The sequence below is a fragment of the Cytobacillus sp. NJ13 genome, from assembly GCA_030348385.1.
GTDB lineage: Bacteria > Bacillota > Bacilli > Bacillales > Cytobacillaceae > Cytobacillus.
The window spans coordinates 1,942,830-1,962,373 of the sequence record JAUCFP010000006.1; the positions used below are offsets into that span (position 1 = coordinate 1,942,830).

19 protein-coding genes are annotated in these 19,544 nt (G+C 39.1%); 5 read left to right on the forward strand and 14 right to left on the reverse strand.

Features of this window, described 5'->3' with window-relative positions; genetic code table 11:
- Positions 1-57: 57 nt before the first annotated feature.
- The 8 genes from QUF73_09420 to QUF73_09455 form a co-directional block, all read right to left on the reverse strand.
- Complete coding sequence (locus tag QUF73_09420) at positions 58-237, reverse strand: hypothetical protein (GenBank protein ID MDM5226435.1); 180 nt, start codon at positions 235-237, stop codon at positions 58-60.
- Positions 238-312: 75 nt separating this feature from the next.
- Positions 313-1,191 (reverse strand): NAD(P)-dependent oxidoreductase, encoded by an 879-nt coding sequence (locus QUF73_09425; protein ID MDM5226436.1) that lies wholly within the window; start codon positions 1,189-1,191, stop codon positions 313-315.
- A gap of 193 nt (positions 1,192-1,384) precedes the next feature.
- Entirely contained in the window at positions 1,385-1,846 is a 462-nt protein-coding gene (locus tag QUF73_09430; GenBank protein MDM5226437.1) for a hypothetical protein, read from the reverse strand.
- Positions 1,847-2,354: 508 nt separating this feature from the next.
- Complete coding sequence (gene ptsP, locus QUF73_09435; GenBank protein MDM5226438.1) at positions 2,355-4,070, reverse strand: phosphoenolpyruvate--protein phosphotransferase; 1,716 nt, start codon at positions 4,068-4,070, stop codon at positions 2,355-2,357.
- Entirely contained in the window at positions 4,070-4,336 is a 267-nt protein-coding gene (locus QUF73_09440; GenBank protein ID MDM5226439.1) for a phosphocarrier protein HPr, read from the reverse strand. The genes ptsP and QUF73_09440 overlap by 1 nt, the downstream gene beginning before the upstream one ends.
- Before the next feature lie 456 nt (positions 4,337-4,792).
- On the reverse strand, positions 4,793-5,083 hold the full coding sequence (locus QUF73_09445) for a hypothetical protein (GenBank protein MDM5226440.1): 291 nt from the start codon (positions 5,081-5,083) through the stop codon (positions 4,793-4,795).
- Between the two features lie 738 nt (positions 5,084-5,821).
- The gene (locus QUF73_09450) at positions 5,822-6,565 is read right to left on the reverse strand and encodes an SDR family oxidoreductase (protein ID MDM5226441.1); all 744 of its coding nucleotides are present in this window, start codon (positions 6,563-6,565) and stop codon (positions 5,822-5,824) included.
- A 151-nt stretch (positions 6,566-6,716) separates the two neighbouring features.
- Positions 6,717-6,911 carry a hypothetical protein gene (locus QUF73_09455; GenBank protein MDM5226442.1) on the reverse strand — a complete coding sequence of 65 codons (195 nt, stop codon included), beginning with the start codon at positions 6,909-6,911 and terminating at the stop codon, positions 6,717-6,719.
- A gap of 273 nt (positions 6,912-7,184) precedes the next feature.
- Here QUF73_09455 and QUF73_09460 point away from each other — a divergent pair, with 273 nt between their 5' ends.
- Entirely contained in the window at positions 7,185-7,373 is a 189-nt protein-coding gene (locus tag QUF73_09460; protein ID MDM5226443.1) for a DUF2187 family protein, read from the forward strand.
- Positions 7,374-7,573: 200 nt separating this feature from the next.
- On the opposite strand, the gene QUF73_09465 is transcribed toward QUF73_09460, so the two are convergent.
- Positions 7,574-7,684 carry a DUF6254 family protein gene (locus QUF73_09465; GenBank protein ID MDM5226444.1) on the reverse strand — a complete coding sequence of 37 codons (111 nt, stop codon included), beginning with the start codon at positions 7,682-7,684 and terminating at the stop codon, positions 7,574-7,576.
- Positions 7,685-7,834: 150 nt separating this feature from the next.
- On the opposite strand from QUF73_09465, the gene QUF73_09470 reads away from it, so the two are divergent.
- Both QUF73_09470 and QUF73_09475 read left to right on the forward strand, forming a co-directional pair.
- Positions 7,835-8,446 carry a type II CAAX endopeptidase family protein gene (locus QUF73_09470; protein MDM5226445.1) on the forward strand — a complete coding sequence of 204 codons (612 nt, stop codon included), beginning with the start codon at positions 7,835-7,837 and terminating at the stop codon, positions 8,444-8,446.
- 199 nt (positions 8,447-8,645) lie between these two features.
- Entirely contained in the window at positions 8,646-9,329 is a 684-nt protein-coding gene (locus QUF73_09475; protein ID MDM5226446.1) for a hypothetical protein, read from the forward strand.
- 51 nt (positions 9,330-9,380) lie between these two features.
- Here QUF73_09475 and QUF73_09480 read toward each other — a convergent pair whose 3' ends face one another.
- The gene (locus QUF73_09480; protein ID MDM5226447.1) at positions 9,381-10,439 is read right to left on the reverse strand and encodes a GerAB/ArcD/ProY family transporter; all 1,059 of its coding nucleotides are present in this window, start codon (positions 10,437-10,439) and stop codon (positions 9,381-9,383) included.
- A 197-nt stretch (positions 10,440-10,636) separates the two neighbouring features.
- Here QUF73_09480 and QUF73_09485 point away from each other — a divergent pair, with 197 nt between their 5' ends.
- A complete protein-coding gene (locus QUF73_09485) occupies positions 10,637-12,787 on the forward strand; it encodes an ATP-dependent Clp protease ATP-binding subunit (protein MDM5226448.1) in 2,151 nt (716 codons plus the stop codon).
- Between the two features lie 50 nt (positions 12,788-12,837).
- Here QUF73_09485 and QUF73_09490 read toward each other — a convergent pair whose 3' ends face one another.
- The 3 genes from QUF73_09490 to QUF73_09500 all read right to left on the reverse strand — a co-directional run bounded on the left by QUF73_09490 (position 12,838) and on the right by QUF73_09500 (position 16,810).
- Positions 12,838-14,532 (reverse strand): M3 family oligoendopeptidase, encoded by a 1,695-nt coding sequence (locus QUF73_09490; protein ID MDM5226449.1) that lies wholly within the window; start codon positions 14,530-14,532, stop codon positions 12,838-12,840.
- 136 nt (positions 14,533-14,668) lie between these two features.
- Positions 14,669-15,124, reverse strand: coding sequence for a MarR family transcriptional regulator (locus tag QUF73_09495; protein ID MDM5226450.1), 456 nt, complete (start codon positions 15,122-15,124; stop codon positions 14,669-14,671).
- A 102-nt stretch (positions 15,125-15,226) separates the two neighbouring features.
- On the reverse strand, positions 15,227-16,810 hold the full coding sequence (locus QUF73_09500) for a bifunctional UDP-sugar hydrolase/5'-nucleotidase (GenBank protein ID MDM5226451.1): 1,584 nt from the start codon (positions 16,808-16,810) through the stop codon (positions 15,227-15,229).
- Between the two features lie 130 nt (positions 16,811-16,940).
- Here QUF73_09500 and QUF73_09505 point away from each other — a divergent pair, with 130 nt between their 5' ends.
- Positions 16,941-18,440 carry an ATP-binding protein gene (locus tag QUF73_09505; protein ID MDM5226452.1) on the forward strand — a complete coding sequence of 500 codons (1,500 nt, stop codon included), beginning with the start codon at positions 16,941-16,943 and terminating at the stop codon, positions 18,438-18,440.
- A 36-nt stretch (positions 18,441-18,476) separates the two neighbouring features.
- Here the strand turns inward: QUF73_09505 and QUF73_09510 are convergent, their stop codons facing one another.
- Positions 18,477-19,469 (reverse strand): phosphotransferase, encoded by a 993-nt coding sequence (locus tag QUF73_09510; GenBank protein MDM5226453.1) that lies wholly within the window; start codon positions 19,467-19,469, stop codon positions 18,477-18,479.
- Between the last annotated feature and the right edge of the window lie 75 nt (positions 19,470-19,544).

Below are 19,544 nucleotides of genomic sequence, written 5' to 3' on the forward strand. Positions count from 1 at the left end.
TTGCTTCTAATTTCAATCAATGCAAAAAGGCAGGCTCCGTGCCTGCCTTTTTCACCCTTACTGCCCTTGATATTGCCCGTTGTTTTTTGATGCTTTTTCCTTTTTGGCTTTATCCTTATGAATTTTATTCGTGTCAGCACTTCCAAATTCATGGGAGAATTCAGAATCAATGACAGCAGAATCGAAGCCTTTTTTGTTCTTTTGCTGAGGATCATTTTTCTTATTTCTTTTAGCCACCTGTCTAACCCCCCTTTTCACTTTCTTTATTAGTTTGAAGTGAAAAAAGGGGGTTTATTCATTAACAGGCGCAAATTACTTATCCCAATATTTATACAATGCCTGTGTACCGCTGTTTTCTTCCCCTTTTTCAGAAAGCTCGGCATACATTTTTTTTGCAAGAGCAAGCCCTGGAGTCATCATGCCCATTGCTTCTGCTTCATCTAAGGCGATATTCATGTCCTTAATGAAATGTTTTATATAAAAGCCTGGTTCAAAGTTGCCATCAATTATTCTCGGTGCAAGATTTGATAGTGACCAGCTGCCTGCTGCACCAGATGATATGCTTTGAAGAACAGTACTTGGGTCCAAACCTGCTTTTTCTGCATAAACTACCGCTTCACACACCCCTATCATATTTGATGCAATCGCAATTTGATTACACATTTTCGTATGTTGTCCGGCACCTGCTTTTCCTTGATAGACGATATTTGTTCCGAGAAGATTGAAAATCGGTTCTACTGCCAGAAATGCGTCCCTGTCTCCTCCGGCCATTATTGAAAGCTTTGCATCCCTGGCGCCGATATCGCCTCCTGAAACAGGGGCATCTATTGCATGCATGCCTATTTTGCCTGCTTCTTTGTATATTCTTTTGGCCAATGTAGGTGTCGAGGTGGTCATGTCAATTACATATGTATTTTCCCTGCCATTGGTGATAATGCCATTTTCCCCAAGGTACACTTCCTCTACATCTGCCGGATAACCAACAATCGTAATAATGACATTTGCTTTCTTAGCAACTTCCAATGGCGTCTCAGCCCACTCTGCCCCATTCTCTATTAGTTCAGAAGCTTTTTCTTTGGTTCTTGTATAAACAACTAATGGATAACCTGCTTTCAGCAGATGCCCCGCCATGCTCTTGCCCATAACCCCTGCTCCCACAAAACCGATAACTGTATTTTCAGGTGAAATCAATGTACCCACTCCCTTGAAATATCTGAATTTTTATATTAATTCTAGCATTACTTATCTTAGATTAAAAATATTAGATGTCCCAATAAAGACAAAAGACCAGGCAAATACCTGGTCCATCCCCAATTTTATGCGCGTAATTTATATTACACAGATTAGATAAAAACAAAACTCCTGTCATCACATTGGATTCTTTTTAAAGCTGTGAGGAAAAATTATTTAAGAATGCTCTCGCAATCACTTCATCCTCATTTAAGATTTCTACAGATACTGCATCTTCATTCACGATCATTTCTTCTATTTCGAAAACATGCAGGTCCTGTGTAAGAGGAATGGGATTCATAAAAATATAGTTTCCCTTTCCATTATTAACTTCTATATATTCCCCATTGATTATAGTGTCCTCCCCATAAACAAACTCATCCGTACCAAGGGCAGCGGCCAGTTTTTCATTATGTATGGAAACTTTTACTTTGTATAATTCCTCTTCTGAAAGGATTTTATCATTAATTTTAAACCGGAACTGCAGCTCATTGTTTTTAGTCAGCAAGGCTTCAGCATGACTATTGACGATTGAGTCCTGTGCACCCTGCATGCAGCCTGACAGAGGCAGGGCCAATATGGCGGTAAGAATTAGGCTAATGATCTTTTTTTTCATGAAGAATTCCTCCTTTTTCATTACCTTTTCCTTTCTCGTCTTACAATAAACCCCAATTACAAAACTTAAACGTTACCCTCGAAAAAAAGCGTACAAAATATAAAAGAAGCCCTTTCCAGGCTTCTTTAATGGAGGACACGGCTTAAAAATAAGCTCTGTTTTTCATATAAGTCGTTTTTCTGCTTTTCTTTAATGCATCTATATCGATAATCATGAAAGAGAAAGCTGATTATCATGGTAACCATTTTCCATCTCTCCTTTTTATGTTGTAGCTTAATTATAGGAGAGTTTCATATTCCGGATAACAATCATAAGATGTGATTGCTGTCATCCTTAAGGCTGAATGGCAGTTTCACCTGAAGAAGGATAAAAAATAAACCGGCCATCATAGGCCGGCTTAAAAAGGGGGGAAAATGAGAATGATCAGCTTACTTATGACTGACCTAAGTGCTTACTTCTTATTTACCCGGGGAATTTTATTTAAAACTTTTTAATTGTTTCAATTTGATTACAGTTTTGCAGCTTCTTTTACAGCTTGAACTACTTCTTCTGCTGTATTCATATGAAGCGCTTTTTCAGCCAGTGCTTCCATGTCTTTTTTGTTTAGGTGACTGATTTGAGAACGAGCTTTAAGGATCGACGTAGCGCTCATGGAGAACTCGTCAAGTCCTAATCCCAACAGCAATGGAATAGCCGTTTCATCCCCAGCCATTTCACCGCACATGCCTGTCCACTTTCCTTCCTTGTGTGCTGCGTCAATAACCATTTTAACTAAACGCAAGATTGCAGGATTATACGGCTGGTAAAGATAAGAAACACGCTCATTCATTCGGTCTGCAGCCATTGTGTACTGAATTAAATCGTTTGTGCCTACGCTGAAGAAATCAACTTCTTTAGCAAATTGCTCAGCCATAACAGCAGTTGAAGGAATTTCAACCATAATTCCAATTTCAATGTTGTCTGCAACCTCTAAGCCTTCGCTCACAAGCTTTTGTTTTTCTTCTTCAAGGATTGCTTTGCCCTGACGGAATTCATCAAGGGTTGCAATCATAGGGAACATGATTTTCAGGTTTCCATAAGTGCTTGCTCTTAGCAAAGCCCTTAATTGTGTCCTGAACATTTCCTGTTCTTCCAGACATAGACGAATCGCCCGGAAGCCCAGGAATGGGTTCATTTCCTTCGGAAGATTCAGATAAGGAAGCTCTTTATCCCCGCCAATATCAAGCGTGCGGACAACAACTGGTTTTCCGCTCATTCCTTCCAGGACAGCTTTGTAGGATTCAAACTGCTCCTCTTCTGTTGGAAGCTGGTCTCTTCCCATATATAAAAATTCCGTGCGGTAAAGACCAATGCCTTCTCCGCCATTTTCAACTACACCCTTCAGATCTTTTGGAGTGCCGATATTGGCAGCCAATTCAACCTGATGGCCATCAGCAGTAACTGATTTTTCGTTAACAAGCTTAGCCCACTCAGCTTTCTGAGCCTCGAATTTGCGGTGTTCTTCTTTATATTCGGCTACAGCCTCTGGAGTCGGATTAATATGTACTAGACCTTTTAATCCATCCACGATAACCAGGTCGCCATTTTTAATTTGCTTTGTAGATTCCTTTGTTCCCACTACGGCTGGAATTTCCATGGAACGGGCCATAATGGCAGAGTGAGATGTTCTGCCTCCAATGTCAGTTGTAAACCCTTTTACAAACTGGCGGTTCAGCTGAGCAGTATCGGATGGGGTCAAGTCTTCAGCAATAATGATTACTTCTTCTGCAATCATGCTGGGATTCGCAATTTGCACCCCAAGCAAATGAGAAAGTACGCGTTTCGTTACGTCACGGATATCCGCCGCACGCTCTTTCATGTATTCATTGTCCATTTGTTCGAACATTGTAATGAACATATCTGCTGTCTCTTTTAATGCAGATTCAGCATTTACTTTATCTGTTTTAATTTTATCTTCAATTGGCGAAATTAATTCCGGATCACTTAATACAAGAAGATGAGCATCGAAAATAGCAGCTTTATCAGCCCCAAGTTCTTTATGGGCATTATCACGGATGACTTCCAATTCACCTTTAGATTCAGCTAACGCTGACTGAAAGCGTTCCACTTCCTGTTCAGCATATTCTACTGTCTTTCTATCAAAAGAGAGATCCGGCTCAACCAAGCGGTAAGCTTTCGCTATTGCAATACCGCTTGACGCCGCAATTCCGTTTAAAAAGCTCATTATTCAGCCAAACCTTCTTTTTTCAGTGTTTCTTCAAGGCTGTTAAGGGCATCTTGTTCATCGTTTCCTTCAGCAATAATTGTAATATCTGCACCTTGTCCAACACCTAAAGACATAACACCCATGATTGATTTTAGATTTACTTTCTTTTCCTTGTACTCAAGGTGAATTTCCGAGTCAAATTTGCTGGCAGCTTGTACAAGCATTGTAGCTGGACGAGCGTGAATTCCTGTTTCTGCAGTTACTTTAAATTGTTTTTGAACCATATGGGATCAATCTCCTTCTTATTAATGATTGTATTAAGATGTGCAAGGCGTTGCCTCACGAACTTAAAGACGGGAACTGGAATTTTTTCAGCAAAATCAGCAGCAGGATGAAACAGTAATAATGCCGGGATATTTCGTCCTATATGCTGTTTTATTTTTTCCAACGCCCTATTATTCATGTATATAGTTGTTCAAAAAAGCTGAGAAAAATTAGTAAAATTACTTCGTCTCGAAGCTTCTCTGCATTTTGAACACTTCCATAGAATCAGGAAATATTACCTGGCTGCAATTAAGTTATCGGACAACTTACATCTCAGACAAAAGAATAGCATTTCACATTCATTTAGACAATGAAAAACCCTTAATTTTTCACGTTTGTTCACACTTTTTCGAGTAAAACGCTTTCATTTGCCAATGATTTCTACTTAATGTTTCAGATGCAATATTTCTTTTAATTTATGGCTGTGGATGATACTTATCTTGTTTTCTAACCAGTTTTGAAGTTTCTTTGTATTGAAGTACATTATAGCTGATTCGCATTTTTGAAATGGTACCCTTTAGAGCTGTTTCATGATCGCCTTCCCGGTCCGTATACAATGTGGCAAGATCCGATACGGATCGTGAAAGCATTTCTATGACATGTTTCAAGTCTTCATGATTATAAGAAGTGCTGTCTTCCATCAGATGCTCTAAAATATCTTGAGATAAACTTTTCACTCTTAATGCTTTTTCTGATTCAACTTTCATTATTTTATCCCGCCTTTTTGATTGATTTTTCCATTATATGCGGGCCAGAAGAGTGAAATGCTGTGAGCTTAGCCAATTAAGCATTCTGGTTCTTTCCATCCTGATAAGATTGGGCATTCAGATTGAATATTCCATTTTCGCCCTCCTGTTAACTTCCATACTGCTCTCTAACCTATATAGATTGATCGGTGTAATTTTACTAAAAAATATTTATCTTTACAATTATCTGATAATTAAGCTCCCCAAAAAAGAAAAACGCATGGATAATAAATCCATACGCTAATTGCCTAGCTATCAGCTTTTAAATTTTTCAGTATGTTCCATACGAAAATTAATATACCGGCAGCAGTTGCAGTAGCTCCAATAGCAGTACCTGGAAGAAAGGCATTATACTCTGTTACCAGGACCAAAGACAGTGACAGCATCATGATTGGAAGCCCAATATTATGAAGCCAAAAATGCCACTTCCCTGCTAGAATCCCTCCCTCTAATTGTTCTAAAGCATTTAAAGACTACGAGGCTTTAGAACCATTTAGAACAAGGGGCTTGTTCCTGTTTCTAACTTATTTATCATTTTTTCACAGTAAATTTACAAAGAATTCAATGCCACTTAACGAAGCTGTTTTACAATGTCTTTAAGACAGGAGGCGAGAATGATGATTAACATCCTGCTATGCCTTATTTTCATTGGTGCAGTTTTCGTGCTTAATATCGTATTGTTAAGAAAGTAGACAGTTATTATTGTTCATAAATCATTTTCCTTGTCATTCCTCCATCTACTGTTATATTTTCTCCTGTAATAAAGTCATTTTCTGGATCGGCTAAAAATAGGCAAGTTCTTGCAATGTCGCCGGGTTTTCCAACTCTGTTGGCAAAATGCTGACTATGATCAATCCCCCTGAGACTTTCATAATCTCCTGTTTCAATCCAGCCGGGACTTATGCAATTAACCCTGATCCCTTTTTCAGTAAGCGTGCTGGCCAAAGCATGGGTGATTGCTATAATTCCGCCTTTTGAAGCCGAGTATGCCTCTGTATTGCTTTCAGACATTACTGCTCTCGTAGAAGATAGATTGATAATACAGGATCCTTGTTTCATCAATTTGGCAGCTTCCCTGCTGCACAGGAAGACACTTCGAAGGTTCGTATTGATCACTTCATCCCACAATTCCACAGTCAGTTCAAAAAGTGAATGAAACTTTGAGATCCCAGCGTTATTTATTAGAATATCAATTGCTCCAAATGATTCATAAGTTTTCATTATAAGTCCCTTGATTTCTTCTTCATTCTTAACATCCGCTCTTATGAACATGCTTGTCAGGCCTTTTTTGTCCAACCTTTCTTCTAACTTTTTTCCCCTCATTTCATCTATGTCGGCAATGATTACATTGGACCCTTTCCCTGCGAACGTCTCGGCAATTCCCTTGCCAATTCCGCTGGCACCTCCTGTAACAACGACCGTTTTCCCTTTAAAATTGCTCATACTTGTACAGTCCCTTCAAACTTGTAATATTGCTTTTGTGCCCAGAATGCTTAGCCTTCCATTCAATTTTTCATGAGGGCATATAGGAAAGACACCTGAGATTTTCAAGTGTCTTTCCTATGTGCTTTATCATTCAGCACCTTTTCCTTCCTTAACTTCGGGGTGAATCTAAATATCGATATATAACGTGTCCGCCTCTTTGGGCGATTCCGCGGAAGTGCTTAAAATCCTCCCTTTTCACAATGACACTGCGAAAAGGAAGAAAGTCTTCTTTTGACACATGATACTCAGAAATGATTCCATTTTTTAATTGATCGAGCACTTCCTGAATTTGTTCATGATTCATTACTCAGAACTCCTTTTTACTCTATTCTTTCTTTATCATAAATAAAGTGATGTCAATTTTGAAGTATCTAATATTATATCTGCATATCAATCTTTTTTCTGAATATTAAATAATTTTAATGTACAAAAGTTATTTATCTGGTATAATATTACCAACTTAATGCTGTAATAAATTACCTAAGCAGCAGTGAATTGCAAAATTCTTTACGCATTTCATAATATAGTGCAAACTGTTATTACCAGCGAAAGAAATGGACAAAAGGAGAGATGCTTTTTGAAGAAAGCAGAGGTTGGCAATATTATTGAGTTTCGTGACGGATTACAAGGAATTGTAGAAAAAGTAAATGAGAATTCTGTTATTGTAGATTTAACGTATATGGATAACTACCGTGATTTGGAATTAGATCAAAGGACAGTTGTCAATCATAAAAATTATAAGGTTGTAAGAGAATCAGCAGTATAAAAGAAAAAATGAAAGCGTATTCCTTCGAGCCAAAAAAGCAGCTCTCTTGCTGCTTTTTTATTTTTGCATGTTATCAGTTTCATTAGACATTTTGATGCTTTCTGCTCCACCGGCCTCTCCCCTTTTCAGTTTGCATTTTAAAATGGCGCACCCTTGGATTTCTGCACATTCGCGGCCCCCAGATTGGGGGCCATGATTTTTTATTCTTTTTCCCCGGACAGTTCTTTTAATGATTTCACTTTACCATGAGGGTGCTGATCCTGCTTTCTTACCGTCCATGCACGCTCTTTTTCTCTTTTTGATTTTGTCATTATACTTACCTCCCTTCTCATGGGCTTATGATTAGCATTTCTGCATTTTTTTATCTTATCGTTTCCAAAGAAATCTTTTCCTTACTTTTTAGGATTGTTTTTTGTTAAAATAGTGTTTGGTTATTTTTTTGCTTGAAAGGAGATTAAAAATTGAAGAGTATTGCCGCAGATGTCCGCTTTATTGGCGGGATATTACTCGCTCATCTGCTAATGTATTTTACATTTCAGGATAAATCAATTTTTTGGTATATCTTTTCTGCCTCTTTACTGCTTCTAATCAGTTATTCCATCATAATGGAGGAAGTAGAAGACAAGGCTTCTTTTGGAACATTTATTACCTATGGAGTCCTTTCAGGTTTTTTATTGTATGGACTTTTTTGGGCTGGATATAGTTTATTTGAAATACTCAATCTTCCGCTTGTTAATCAGGTTGAAAAACTATATGGCCGATTTTCACCTTCCCTTATCTGGCACTATATTGTGCTTATTTTAATCATTGTTCCTGGAGAAGAAATCTTCTGGAGAGGGTTCGTTCAAAAGAGATTGATGAAACTTACGACTGTTAAGTTATCCATCATATTATCGTCTCTCCTCTATTCTTCTGTTCATTTTTATTCAGGATACTGGATGCTTGCCTTTGCAGCATTAATCGCAGGCCTCTTCTGGGGATGGCTATACGCATGGAAAAGAAGCATTCCGCTTGTAATCGTATCCCACCTGATTTTTGACTTATTGATGTTCGTCCTGCTCCCCTTTTATTAGATGGCCTCGTGCAGATTTCAATGATGATTAGACAATCCTTAAAGGATTGTCTATTTTTTGTAGTCTTTGTTGAGTCTTGTCGATGTTTTACATAAATGGTAATGTACTAATTAATAGGAATTTATATGTAACTCTTTTATTCCATTTACGTCTAATTATGCAAAAGCGCTAGAAGTGACAACGGGAGGATGAAACAATAATGAAAAATATGGCGAAATTCATCTTAATGCTGGGATTATTTGCTGCTATCCTGGCAGGCTGCGGCACGGCTCAGGATGATTCCGGCAATGGAGCAGAACCGGGGCAAAATGAAGAAGAAACATCTTCAGAAGGACAGGATGGACAGGAACAAACTGAAGAACAGGAATCAGAAGAAGAGGGCACTGTGGGAGAAGGAGACAGTGTTATCAGAATCCTGGAACAGAATATGACTTATACGGTTAAAGGTGAAGAGAAGGAAGAGACTGCCTTCCTAAAACATAGTGATAATCAAAATTATTCTATTTACGTTCTGCCCGCCTATGAACTATCGGCCGAGGAGCCTAATAAGGATGTCTTATACCTTTCAGAAAATGATCAGGTATTCATGCGTATTGAACTTCTTCCGAATGATGCAGATTGGAACATGCTCGAAGAAAACACAAAAGCACAATTAGGAGCTGTTAGCGAAAATGTGCAGACATCTGAAGCTCCTTCAGATGATTTTTACAAAGATGCAACTGTAATGAAGGCTGAAGGAAACGGAGAGAAGGTTTCAGCCTATCTTGTGAAAAACGAAGATTTTTCACTGAAACTTACCCTATTTAATAAGGAAGAAGCTGACCATGAAGATGCTTTCCTTCAGATGGCGAAAACCATTATGAAAGAGGAGCAGCAAAAATAATGAAATGAATAAGAGATCCGTGTAAAACGGATCTCTTTTAATTAGCTTTTATCACGCTTTCTTGCCTTTACTTCCATCATCGAATGGCTTCATCCACAGAAGAATAATAAATGTCAAACTTACATATCCGAAAACCGGATATAAATAGGAAAGCAATGTTCCATAATTGATCAAACTGATAAAGTAACATACTACAAAGATAAACCCCACAATAATAATACTCGGCACGGAAACATATTTTTTTACCTGTCTCTCGATCCCAAACACATTCCCAATAACAGAAGTGAAAATTTCACCATAGATGACAAAAACAAATATCCAATAGAAAGATGATGCCAACGTCTTAACAATTGCAGCCATTGGGATATCATAAGCCTCCAGATTTGGGAGCATCATCAGTGTCAAATGGCTGGAAAGCAGGATGAGGGTCAATGCGCCACCTCCAAGGTATCCACCCCACTTTATTGTCCGATCATCATTTATTTCTGAAGCCACAGGCACTAATACTGCTTGTGCCAATGTCAAATTCAGAGCCGTATAAGAGAACGGAGCCACAACCGCTTTCCATCCATCTTCAGCATAAGGGATAAATAGGACCTGTTCTGCAAAATCAGGAAGCTTCATGCTTATGAACAATAAAATAAAGCTAAATGCAATCATCATCGGAACAACAAACGTATTCACAGCGAATAATCCGCGAATGCCCACTATCATTGTAATAATCGTTAACCCTATCGTTAAGAGCAATCCTGCAGTCTTGCTGATGCCGATCTGTTCTTCAAACACTGCTCCTGCTCCTGACAGCATGACGGCGCAAACGCCCAGCAGCATAAACAGCATCAATATATTAATGGCAGAACCAAAAAATCTTCCAAATAAATATTCATTTAATTCCTGATAAGATGCAGCCTTTATTCGTGCAGAGATTCTCATTAATTTGGAGCCGAGAAAAATAAAGATATAGCCGCTCATTAAAATCCCAATTAAACCGATAAAACCAAATCGGGAAAAAAACTCCACAATCTCCCTGCCAGTGGCAAAGCCCGCTCCCACCACGGTTCCCACATAAACGGCAGCGATCTGGAAAGCTGCCCCCCAATTCGTCTTCACTTAATCTCCTCCTTCCTTTCAAATATATGTAGGCTAGTACAAACAAAGACGAGCTTTTTTGCAATAAGGCTAAACTTCAGTTTTGGGTAAAAATACCAAAACAAATTACTTGAAAGTCAAAGAAGGTCAAATTATAATGCGGATATAAGGTCAAATATAGTCAAAGTCAGACCGTACTTTTAATGGAGGTATGCAAAATGCTTTGTCAAAAATGTCAAACAAAACAAGCAAATGTACAAATAAGACTGAAATTGAACGGAAATGAACGAAATCTAAACCTTTGCCATAGCTGTTATCAAACTGAAAAGCAACATAGCCTTCCTTCCTTTGGGCCTGCTTTGAATGGTTTTTCAGGTTTTGGCCAAATGCCTTTAGAGGATTTCTTCAAGAAGCTGGCTGCCTCTCAAGGAAATGAAAACTATGGTCTAAAAGAAGGGCCTGCACACAATCATGGCAATGGCGGATTTATCGATCAATTCGGACGAAATCTTACACAGCTTGCCAAAGCCGGTTTAATTGACCCAGTCATCGGACGGGATGAAGAAATAAATCGTGTGATTGAAATATTAAATAGAAGAAGCAAAAATAATCCGGTCTTAATCGGTGAACCAGGAGTAGGTAAAACAGCTATTGCCGAAGGACTAGCCATTAAAATTGCCGAGGGAAATGCACCAAAGAAACTTCAAAATAAAGAAGTCTATTTGCTGGATGTGGCATCCCTGGTTGCAAACACAGGCATCCGCGGCCAATTCGAAGAACGCATGAAGCAGCTGATCTCGGAGCTTCAGACACGAAAGAATATTATTCTCTTTATAGATGAAATTCATTTGCTTGTTGGAGCAGGCTCAGCCGAAGGATCAATGGATGCAGGCAATATTCTAAAGCCCGCCCTCGCACGGGGAGAGCTTCAAGTGGTCGGAGCCACCACATTGAAAGAATACCGCCAAATTGAAAAAGATCCTGCATTGGAACGCAGATTCCAGCCTGTTCAAATTGAAGAGCCTGCTGCAAATGAGGCAATTGAAATCTTGATGGGACTGAAACAAAAATACGAAGATTACCATGATGTTTCTTTTACTGAAGATGCCATTAAAGCATGTGTGCAGCTGTCAAGCCGCTATATTCAAGACCGGTTCCTGCCTGACAAAGCCATTGATTTAATGGATGAAGCAGGTTCTAAAATGAATCTTCAATCAGGATATACCCCAGCAGAAGATATTGAAAAACAGCTGAAAGTAATCAGCAGGCAAAAAGAACTTGTTTTAAAAGAAGAAAAATATGAAGAGGCTGCAAGACTCCGTGAAGAGGAACTAAAGCTCCAGCACGCACTAAACGGGGACAACAAGACTGAACGGCCAGTAATTGAAGTTAGCCATATTCAGGAGATTATCGAAAAGAAAACTGGGATTCCAGTCGGCAAATTAGCAGAAGATGAACAGGAAAAAATGCAGAACCTTGAGGAAAGTCTTGCAGAAAAAGTAATTGGACAGGCGGAAGCCGTGCGGAAAGTTGCAAAGGCAATTCGCCGAAGCCGTGCAGGGCTTAAATCAAAGGACCGCCCAATTGGATCTTTTCTATTTGTCGGGCCAACAGGCGTCGGCAAGACTGAGCTGACCAAAACACTTGCCCAAGAGCTATTCGGCTCAAAAGACAGCATGATCAGGCTTGATATGAGTGAATATATGGAAAAACACAGCGTTTCAAAAATTATCGGTTCCCCTCCAGGTTATGTGGGTCATGAAGAAGCCGGACAGCTTACTGAGAAGGTACGCAGAAACCCATACAGCATCATTCTGCTTGATGAGATAGAAAAAGCACATCCAGATGTACAGCACATGTTCCTTCAAATACTGGAAGATGGACGCCTGACAGATAGCCAGGGCCGCACTGTCAGCTTTAAAGATACAGTCATTATCATGACAAGCAATGCAGGAGCTGGGCAAAAGGAAATCCATGTTGGTTTTGGCGCAGCTGACGCCATCATGGAGTCAAACATTCTTGAATCGCTCGGCAGCTTCTTTAAGCCGGAATTCCTGAACCGCTTTGATAGCATTATTGAATTTAAAGCTTTGGAAAAAGAACATTTATTGAAAATTGTCGGCTTAATGCTCAATGAGCTTCAGGAAACATTAAATGAACAGGATATTGAATTGACTGTTACCCAGGAAGCCAAGGAGAAATTAGCAGCAGATGGATATCATCCAGTTTTTGGCGCACGGCCATTAAGAAGGATCATCCAGGATGAACTTGAAGACAAGATTGCTGATTTCATCATTGATCATGGCGGAAACAGCCATTTGCTGGCCGATCTCAAAGACGAAGCAATTGTCATTAAACCCACCCTCTAAAAAGAACGAAGAGAGCCGGAATTAAGAACTTCCGGCTCTTTTTTATTTTTTTATAAACTTTTATCATCCACGGAATTCAGCCAATTCTCAATTTCCCCGATAACTGACTCGACACATCCCTCTTCAAAAGGAGAAATCAACCCAGCTTCTTTTACCAGCCCGGTAAAAGGTTTGCTGCCGCCAAGCTGGCACAGTTTCAAATAATCCTTCCATGCCGCTTCCTGATTCTCCCGGGACCGTTTCCAGAATTGAAATGCACAAATCTGTGCCAATGTATAATCGATATAATAGAAAGGTGAATTGTAGATATGGCCCTGCCTCTGCCAGAATCCTCCGTTCTCTAAATACTCATTGCCATCATAATCTTTATGCGGCAGGTATTTCTTCTCAATTTCTCTCCATGCCTGTTTTCTTTCTTGAGGTGATGCTTCCGGGTTTTCATATACCCAATGCTGGAATTCATCAACTGATACTCCATAAGGCAAGAATAGCAGTCCTCCGCTCAAATGAGAAAACTTGTATTTCTCGGTATCATCTTTAAAGAAGCCCTCCATCCATGGCCATGTGAAAAACTCCATACTCATGGAATGAATTTCAGCAGCTTCATAGGTTGGCCAGTTATACTCAGGTATCTCAAAATGGCTGCTTGAATACACCTGGAATGCATGGCCTGCTTCATGGGTAAGAACATCAATATCTCCTGAAGTCCCATTGAAGTTAGAGAAAATGAATGGGGATTTATAGTCTTCAATATAAGTGCAATAGCCGCCCCCTGCTTTTCCCTTTTTGGCTACCAGGTCCATTAGATTATTTTCTCTCATATAAGAGAAAAATTCACTGGTTTCTCTGGAAAGCTCGTCATACATTTTTTGTCCGTTTTCAATAATCCATTCCGGATCGCCTTTCGGTACAGCATTTCCTGATTTAAATTCAAATCCTTCATCGTAAAATTTCAGCTTGTCAACGCCAATCCGCTCTCTTTGCCTTTCCTTTAGCCTTGTGGCGATTGGAACGATGAAATCCTTCACCTGCTTGCGGAAGTTTGCAACCATCTCCGCGTTATAATCTGTTCGGTACATGCGGAAATAAGCCAGTTCAACAAAATTCGCATATCCAAGTTTATGGGCAATCTCTGTTCTAACCTTGACTAGCTCATCATAAATACGGTCCAGCTCATTCTCATTATCAGCCAGGAAACCAAAGCGTGCTTCGCTTGCTTTTTTGCGCATTTCGCGATCCGTAGATTCAGTAAATGGCTCCAATTGGGCAAGAGTGCGTTCTTCACCTTCAAAATCAATCTTAGCTGAAGCAATTAATTTAGTATACTCTGATGAAAGCTTATTTTCTTTTTGCAAAAGCGGAACAATCTCTGGCGAGAACACCTTCAATTGGGCTTCTGCAAGTGCAAAAAGCTGCTTCCCCCATTTTTCTTCGAGCTCTGCCCTAAACCTGGAATTAACCAAAGCCTGATAATACTTTGTAACAAACCCTTCTACTTCAGGCTGAATCTCATCCATATAATCCTGCTCTGCTTTATAAAATTCATCATTCGTATCGACTGAATGACGGATATAGCAAAGGTTGAACATCGTACCGACATTATTGCGAATATCATTAATTTCTTTCATAGCTTGATTTTGCTGTTCTGCAGAAGCTGCATTTTCAAATTTCTCAAGCGCTGCTTCGAATTTCCCCTTTACTTTTTCAAGATCCGGACGAACATATGTATAGTCTTCAAATCTCACATTATTGCCCCCTCGTGTATATGTAAATCGATTTTAATCAAACCACTAAACTATTTCGACAATATTTGGTTAATTCCTCCCCTGAACAAATCTTATAAAGCACAAAATAAAAAACAGCCGGTCAAGGCTGTTTTAATTATTGTACGCCATTTTTATCATTGGAGATAGACAGTCCAAGCTTCTTTAATAACTCAATGGCCGTACCTTTTTCTTCTGGAGTAAGTTCGGACATTAATGAATGGATATGCTTTTCATGGTCAGGGAATATATTTTCGATAAAGTCTTTTCCCTTATCTGTTATTTGCGCAAAGGTAACTCTTCTGTCATTCGGGCATGCGACCCTTTTTAACAAGCCTTTCTGCTCTAGCTTGTCCACTACATATGTGATGCTTCCACTGGCCAATAGTATTTTCCCGCCGATCTGCTGCAAAGGCTGGTCACCCTTATGGTAAAGCAGTTCCAGAACAGCAAATTCAGTTGGATTCACTCCATAAGTTTGTATTAGTTTATTTACGTTTTCATTTATTGCCCTATATGCCCTGGACAGGACAATAAACAATTTCAACGATTGGTCAATTTGTTCAGACCCCATTTTATCCAATCCCTTTTCCTTTTAATTAGTGGCGTTTACATAAATTCAATTCTCAATCATTATAGAAAACAGGAAGAAAGCTGTCAATTTAACATATCCGGATCAATTGCCCGCTACAACCTCCCAATTGTGATTAAGAGTTGGAATTACGTTTTTCTTTTCAAAAAAATAGTTGGCAATCAATTCGGTCATATCGGTTAAAATTTCTTTCACCACCGGCTTATCCTTGAACATATTGTAGCCTCCGCCGCCGGCAGCGCGATAATTGTTCATTACTACATGATACTCGCCATCTTCCCTGATTGGATGCCCTTTATAAAGAAGCTTTGTGATCCGGCTGCCCTTTTGTCGTGAAACATCTATTTTATACTCAATACCTTCCCACATATCGTAATTATAATGCTGTGGCTTTGGATATGAAAAATCAGGATTCACTATAATTTTTCCGTCACTATTCAATTCAAAATAAGCTGCTGACCGCTCCAAAGCATCTTTAATGTCCTTGCCTGTGACTCTGAGAACACATAATGAATTTGGATAAATATAGTTAGAAACAATTTCTCTCATCGTTACTTTAGACTTTAATCCGGGGGCACCCTCATGAAATAAGGCAGTACAGGAAATATCAGCACCTGACGCTTCCATCTGCACTTTATTAATGAATTCAATCAGCGGGTGCTCCCCTGTACGCGCCTCAAATATATCATCAATCAGCATATCCCCATCCATTTCACCGATCACTGTATCCAGCCATTTCTGGGTTTTGGATTCATAATACCCCGCCAGCTGCAGAACCTCATTATCAGGCGGCATTCCGTCGGGATAAATTAAGGCAGAGTGTTTTTCATCAATCAGCCAATCATTGTGTTTCTTTCTGAATTTAACGGTAACCTTTGCAAGCGCTTGGCCATTAAATCCAGGCTGAACAACAGCCACACCATTTACGTGTTCGCCTTTAATAAAACGGTGCTGATGCCCGGTAATCAGAACATCGATTCCAGGAACTTCTGTACAGATCCGATATGCTTCATTTTCGCCAGTTTGTTCTTCCGTCTCTTCACCTGTTCTGATATCCCTTTCAAAGCCGCCATGATAAGAGACAATAATCAAATCTGGTTTCTCTTCCTCCTGAATATATGAAACCCACCTTTTTAAGCTGATCACTGCAGATTCAAAAACAAGATGTTCAATATGCTGCCTTTTCTCCCAATTGGGAATATATTGGGTTGTGACACCTACGACCGCTGCTTTCAAACCATTTGGAAAAGATTTTATTTTATAGGGGAGCCCGAAATACGTTTCCTTTGTTGAATTGAATAATATATTGGCTGACAGCCATGGGAAATTGGACTCACTGACAGCTCTTGCAAGTATGTTCTTTCCATAGTTGAATTCATGGTTTCCGATTACAGCTGCATCGTATTCAAGTTCATTTAATATTTGAATCATGGGATTTTTTTGGTTATTTAAGTATCTGGAATAATAATAAGTTAGAGGAGTTCCCTGGATCAGATCGCCGTTATCAATAAGAATGGAGATCTCAGATTGTTCCTTTTCTTTCTTTATTATTGCTGCAAGCTTGCCCAGCCCATGATCAGCGTTCTCACCAGTTCCATAATAATATGGATAAACATGTCCATGGACATCACTTGTAGCTAAAATCGTGAGAAAAACTTCTGATTTCATCAAACCCCTCCTTACATATAAAATATCATTCCTTTGATAGAAATAAACCTCTTTTAACACAAAATGGTATACTATTGATAATGTCAGTTAGATAAGAACAAATCAACCTAATTATGCTGGAGTTAACCTGATGAATAGTCGAAAACGAAATTTACTACTATATTTAATCGCAGTAATTATTCCCACTTTGGCCGGCAGCATCTTTTTCTTTATGGATTCTATTAATCAAAACGATGAGGAAAGACTGGAAGAAGCAAAATGGATTGGCTCCATACACCAAAGAAGCTGGGATCAGTTTATTTCTGAAACTGTGACAACACTTGAGATGTTATCACTGACTGCAGGAAGTGCTGACACACCCTCAGATAAACTGGAGCCTCTGCTCCAAAAAGCCAATCAGCTGGATCCGCGATATGGCGGGATCTACCTTCTTGATCCCACCGGAAAGGTTCTAACAGGGTCAAATCAATTTTTAGCGAACTCCGATTTATCTAATAAGAAATATCTAAAAGAGGTTTCGCGCACGAAAGATATTGTTATCTCTAACTCCCCTGAAACACTAACTAATGGGCAAACAGTAGTTGGGATAGGAAAACCCGTATTCAACGACAATGGAGATGTAATCTCTATTATTGTGGCACATATGAGGGTGGATTACGTACAAAATATTATGAGACTTCTTACTCCAGAAGCACGACTTTCTGTCCTTAATTCAGAAAGGGAAACGATTATGGACATCAACATGAATGGTGACTCATCGTTTTCCAGCCATAATAGCATTTCAATCCCAATTGACAGACTTCCCTGGAGTGTAAAAGTAGAATTACCGCCAAGAGATATGCTGGCAATTGCCAAAGATGCTTTTAGGGCTATCCTTGTAATAATGATTATAAGCCATATTCTATTTCTCTTTATTAAGTATTTAAGACTTAAAAAGCAGAATGAAGAGGAAAAAAAGGAAAATGAGCTTCAAAAGCTGGAGCTGGTGGGTACTCTTGCTGCCAGCACAGCCCATGAAATCAGGAACCCTTTAACCGGAATAAAAGGCCTTATACAGCTATTAAGTGAAAAATATACGAATACCCATGACCAATATTACTTTTCAGTTATAAATGATGAGATAAGCAGAATTAATGAAATTGTAAGTGAATTTTTAATTCTGGGTAAACCTACAGCTCAAAAGATGGAAACAATGGATTTGAGAAATATCATAAAGGAATTAGAACCTTTGATACTCTCCGAAGCTAATTTACACAATGTCACTTTTGAATCTGCTCTTTCAGAAGAACCTGTCATGGTCGATTGTACGAAAGACCAGATGAAACAGGTTGTCCTGAATTTAACGAAAAACGCTTTTGAATCGATGGAGGGCGGAGGAAAGCTGACAATCAAGCTAAATAAAATGCATTCCAAGTGTCAGCTTAAAATTGCAGACACAGGCTCAGGCATCCCTGAAAATGAGATTGAAAAGATTTTCCATCCATTTTACACTTCAAAGGAAATGGGTACGGGCCTTGGCCTCGTGGTCTGCAGACGCATTCTGCATTCTTTCGGCGGTGAAATATTTATTACAAGCAAAGAAACTAAAGGAACGCATGTAGATATTTTTCTTCCTATCAAAAAAGCATAAAAAGGGAAGGTGAACACTGCCGGGCACCTTCCCTTTTTAAATTGTATAGATTGAATCGTTTTTCTCAATTCTTTTCTTTATCGTCTCCATCATAAATAATAGCTGCGAATTCCTGTCTTCAGGTGCGATTTTTTTATGAAGGACCGAATAAAGTGTGATATCTCTCAGCCTCAGAAATAAGGGCAGCTGCCTTTCCAAATCATCGGGAATTTCATTTTCCATCTGATAGCCATCCAAAAAGGAGTCCAGGAATTGCTTGCCAAAGATTTTCATTTCTGCCGGATCCGCCTCTTTGAACTTATATAAAAGTGAGTAATACAGCGGTATGGCTATATCAGATGCAAACCAATGATGGCAGCAGTCATCGAAATCAAATACCTGTATATCTTTCCCATCATAAAAGAAGTTTCCGGAATGCAGATCAGTATGAATAAGGCCATAATTGTTTATATGTTTTGGCAAGGTTTGAAGCAGATTCAATAAATCTTTTGTATGCTTAATGACCAACTGATCTTCGTCAGGTATATATTTCTCAACTGTAAGCAATTCTTCTTCATCCCATTGCATCCGCGGTACAATTCCAGCTGATGGCACATATGATTTAGTGGCTGCATGCATTTTCCCCACAGCTCTTCCCCATGCTTGAAATAACTCCTTATTGAATTCCGGTGCACGAACACTAATTGGTTTTCCCTCTGCTTTTGAAAACAGGCTGGCGTAAAAGGCAGAACTGTCCCCTGCTGTTAACCGCTCAATCAAATTCCCATTCTGTGATGGAAAAACTTCCGGAACCTTTATTTTTTTCGATTTCAGATAACTCATCCAGTCTGTTTCTGATAAAAGCTCCTCAAGCATTCGGTGAGATGAGTGGGTAATCCTCAAAATATGTGATTTTCCATCTTTATAAACCTCATAAACATAGTTTTCAAAGGCACCCAGCTTTTTATAATTTCCTATATTCAAAGAATAGATTGTAAGGAAATCAGCGAGAATATCGTCCGTCATTAAAGCATCAACTGCTTTTTCCATTGGCTCCCCAGCCCTCTCTCTTTAATCTGAATAATGTAAATTATATAATAAATAATAGATTTCCAAAATAACTAT

Excerpts from the sequence above, each read along its gene's own strand:
- QUF73_09430 (MDM5226437.1), bottom strand. The coding sequence starts at position 1,846 with ATGAAAAAAAAGATCATTAGCCTAATTCTTACCGCCATATTGGCCCTG.
- ptsP (MDM5226438.1), bottom strand. The coding sequence starts at position 4,070 with ATGAGCTTTTTAAACGGAATTGCGGCGTCAAGCGGTATTGCAATAGCG.
- QUF73_09440 (MDM5226439.1), bottom strand. The coding sequence starts at position 4,336 with ATGGTTCAAAAACAATTTAAAGTAACTGCAGAAACAGGAATTCACGCT.
- QUF73_09445 (MDM5226440.1), bottom strand. The coding sequence starts at position 5,083 with ATGAAAGTTGAATCAGAAAAAGCATTAAGAGTGAAAAGTTTATCTCAA.
- QUF73_09450 (MDM5226441.1), bottom strand. The coding sequence starts at position 6,565 with ATGAGCAATTTTAAAGGGAAAACGGTCGTTGTTACAGGAGGTGCCAGC.
- QUF73_09455 (MDM5226442.1), bottom strand. The coding sequence starts at position 6,911 with ATGAATCATGAACAAATTCAGGAAGTGCTCGATCAATTAAAAAATGGA.
- QUF73_09465 (MDM5226444.1), bottom strand. The coding sequence starts at position 7,684 with ATGACAAAATCAAAAAGAGAAAAAGAGCGTGCATGGACGGTAAGAAAG.
- QUF73_09475 (MDM5226446.1), top strand. The coding sequence starts at position 8,646 with ATGAAAAATATGGCGAAATTCATCTTAATGCTGGGATTATTTGCTGCT.
- QUF73_09485 (MDM5226448.1), top strand. The coding sequence starts at position 10,637 with ATGCTTTGTCAAAAATGTCAAACAAAACAAGCAAATGTACAAATAAGA.
- QUF73_09495 (MDM5226450.1), bottom strand. The coding sequence starts at position 15,124 with ATGGGGTCTGAACAAATTGACCAATCGTTGAAATTGTTTATTGTCCTG.
- QUF73_09500 (MDM5226451.1), bottom strand. The coding sequence starts at position 16,810 with ATGAAATCAGAAGTTTTTCTCACGATTTTAGCTACAAGTGATGTCCAT.
- QUF73_09505 (MDM5226452.1), top strand. The coding sequence starts at position 16,941 with ATGAATAGTCGAAAACGAAATTTACTACTATATTTAATCGCAGTAATT.
- QUF73_09510 (MDM5226453.1), bottom strand. The coding sequence starts at position 19,469 with ATGGAAAAAGCAGTTGATGCTTTAATGACGGACGATATTCTCGCTGAT.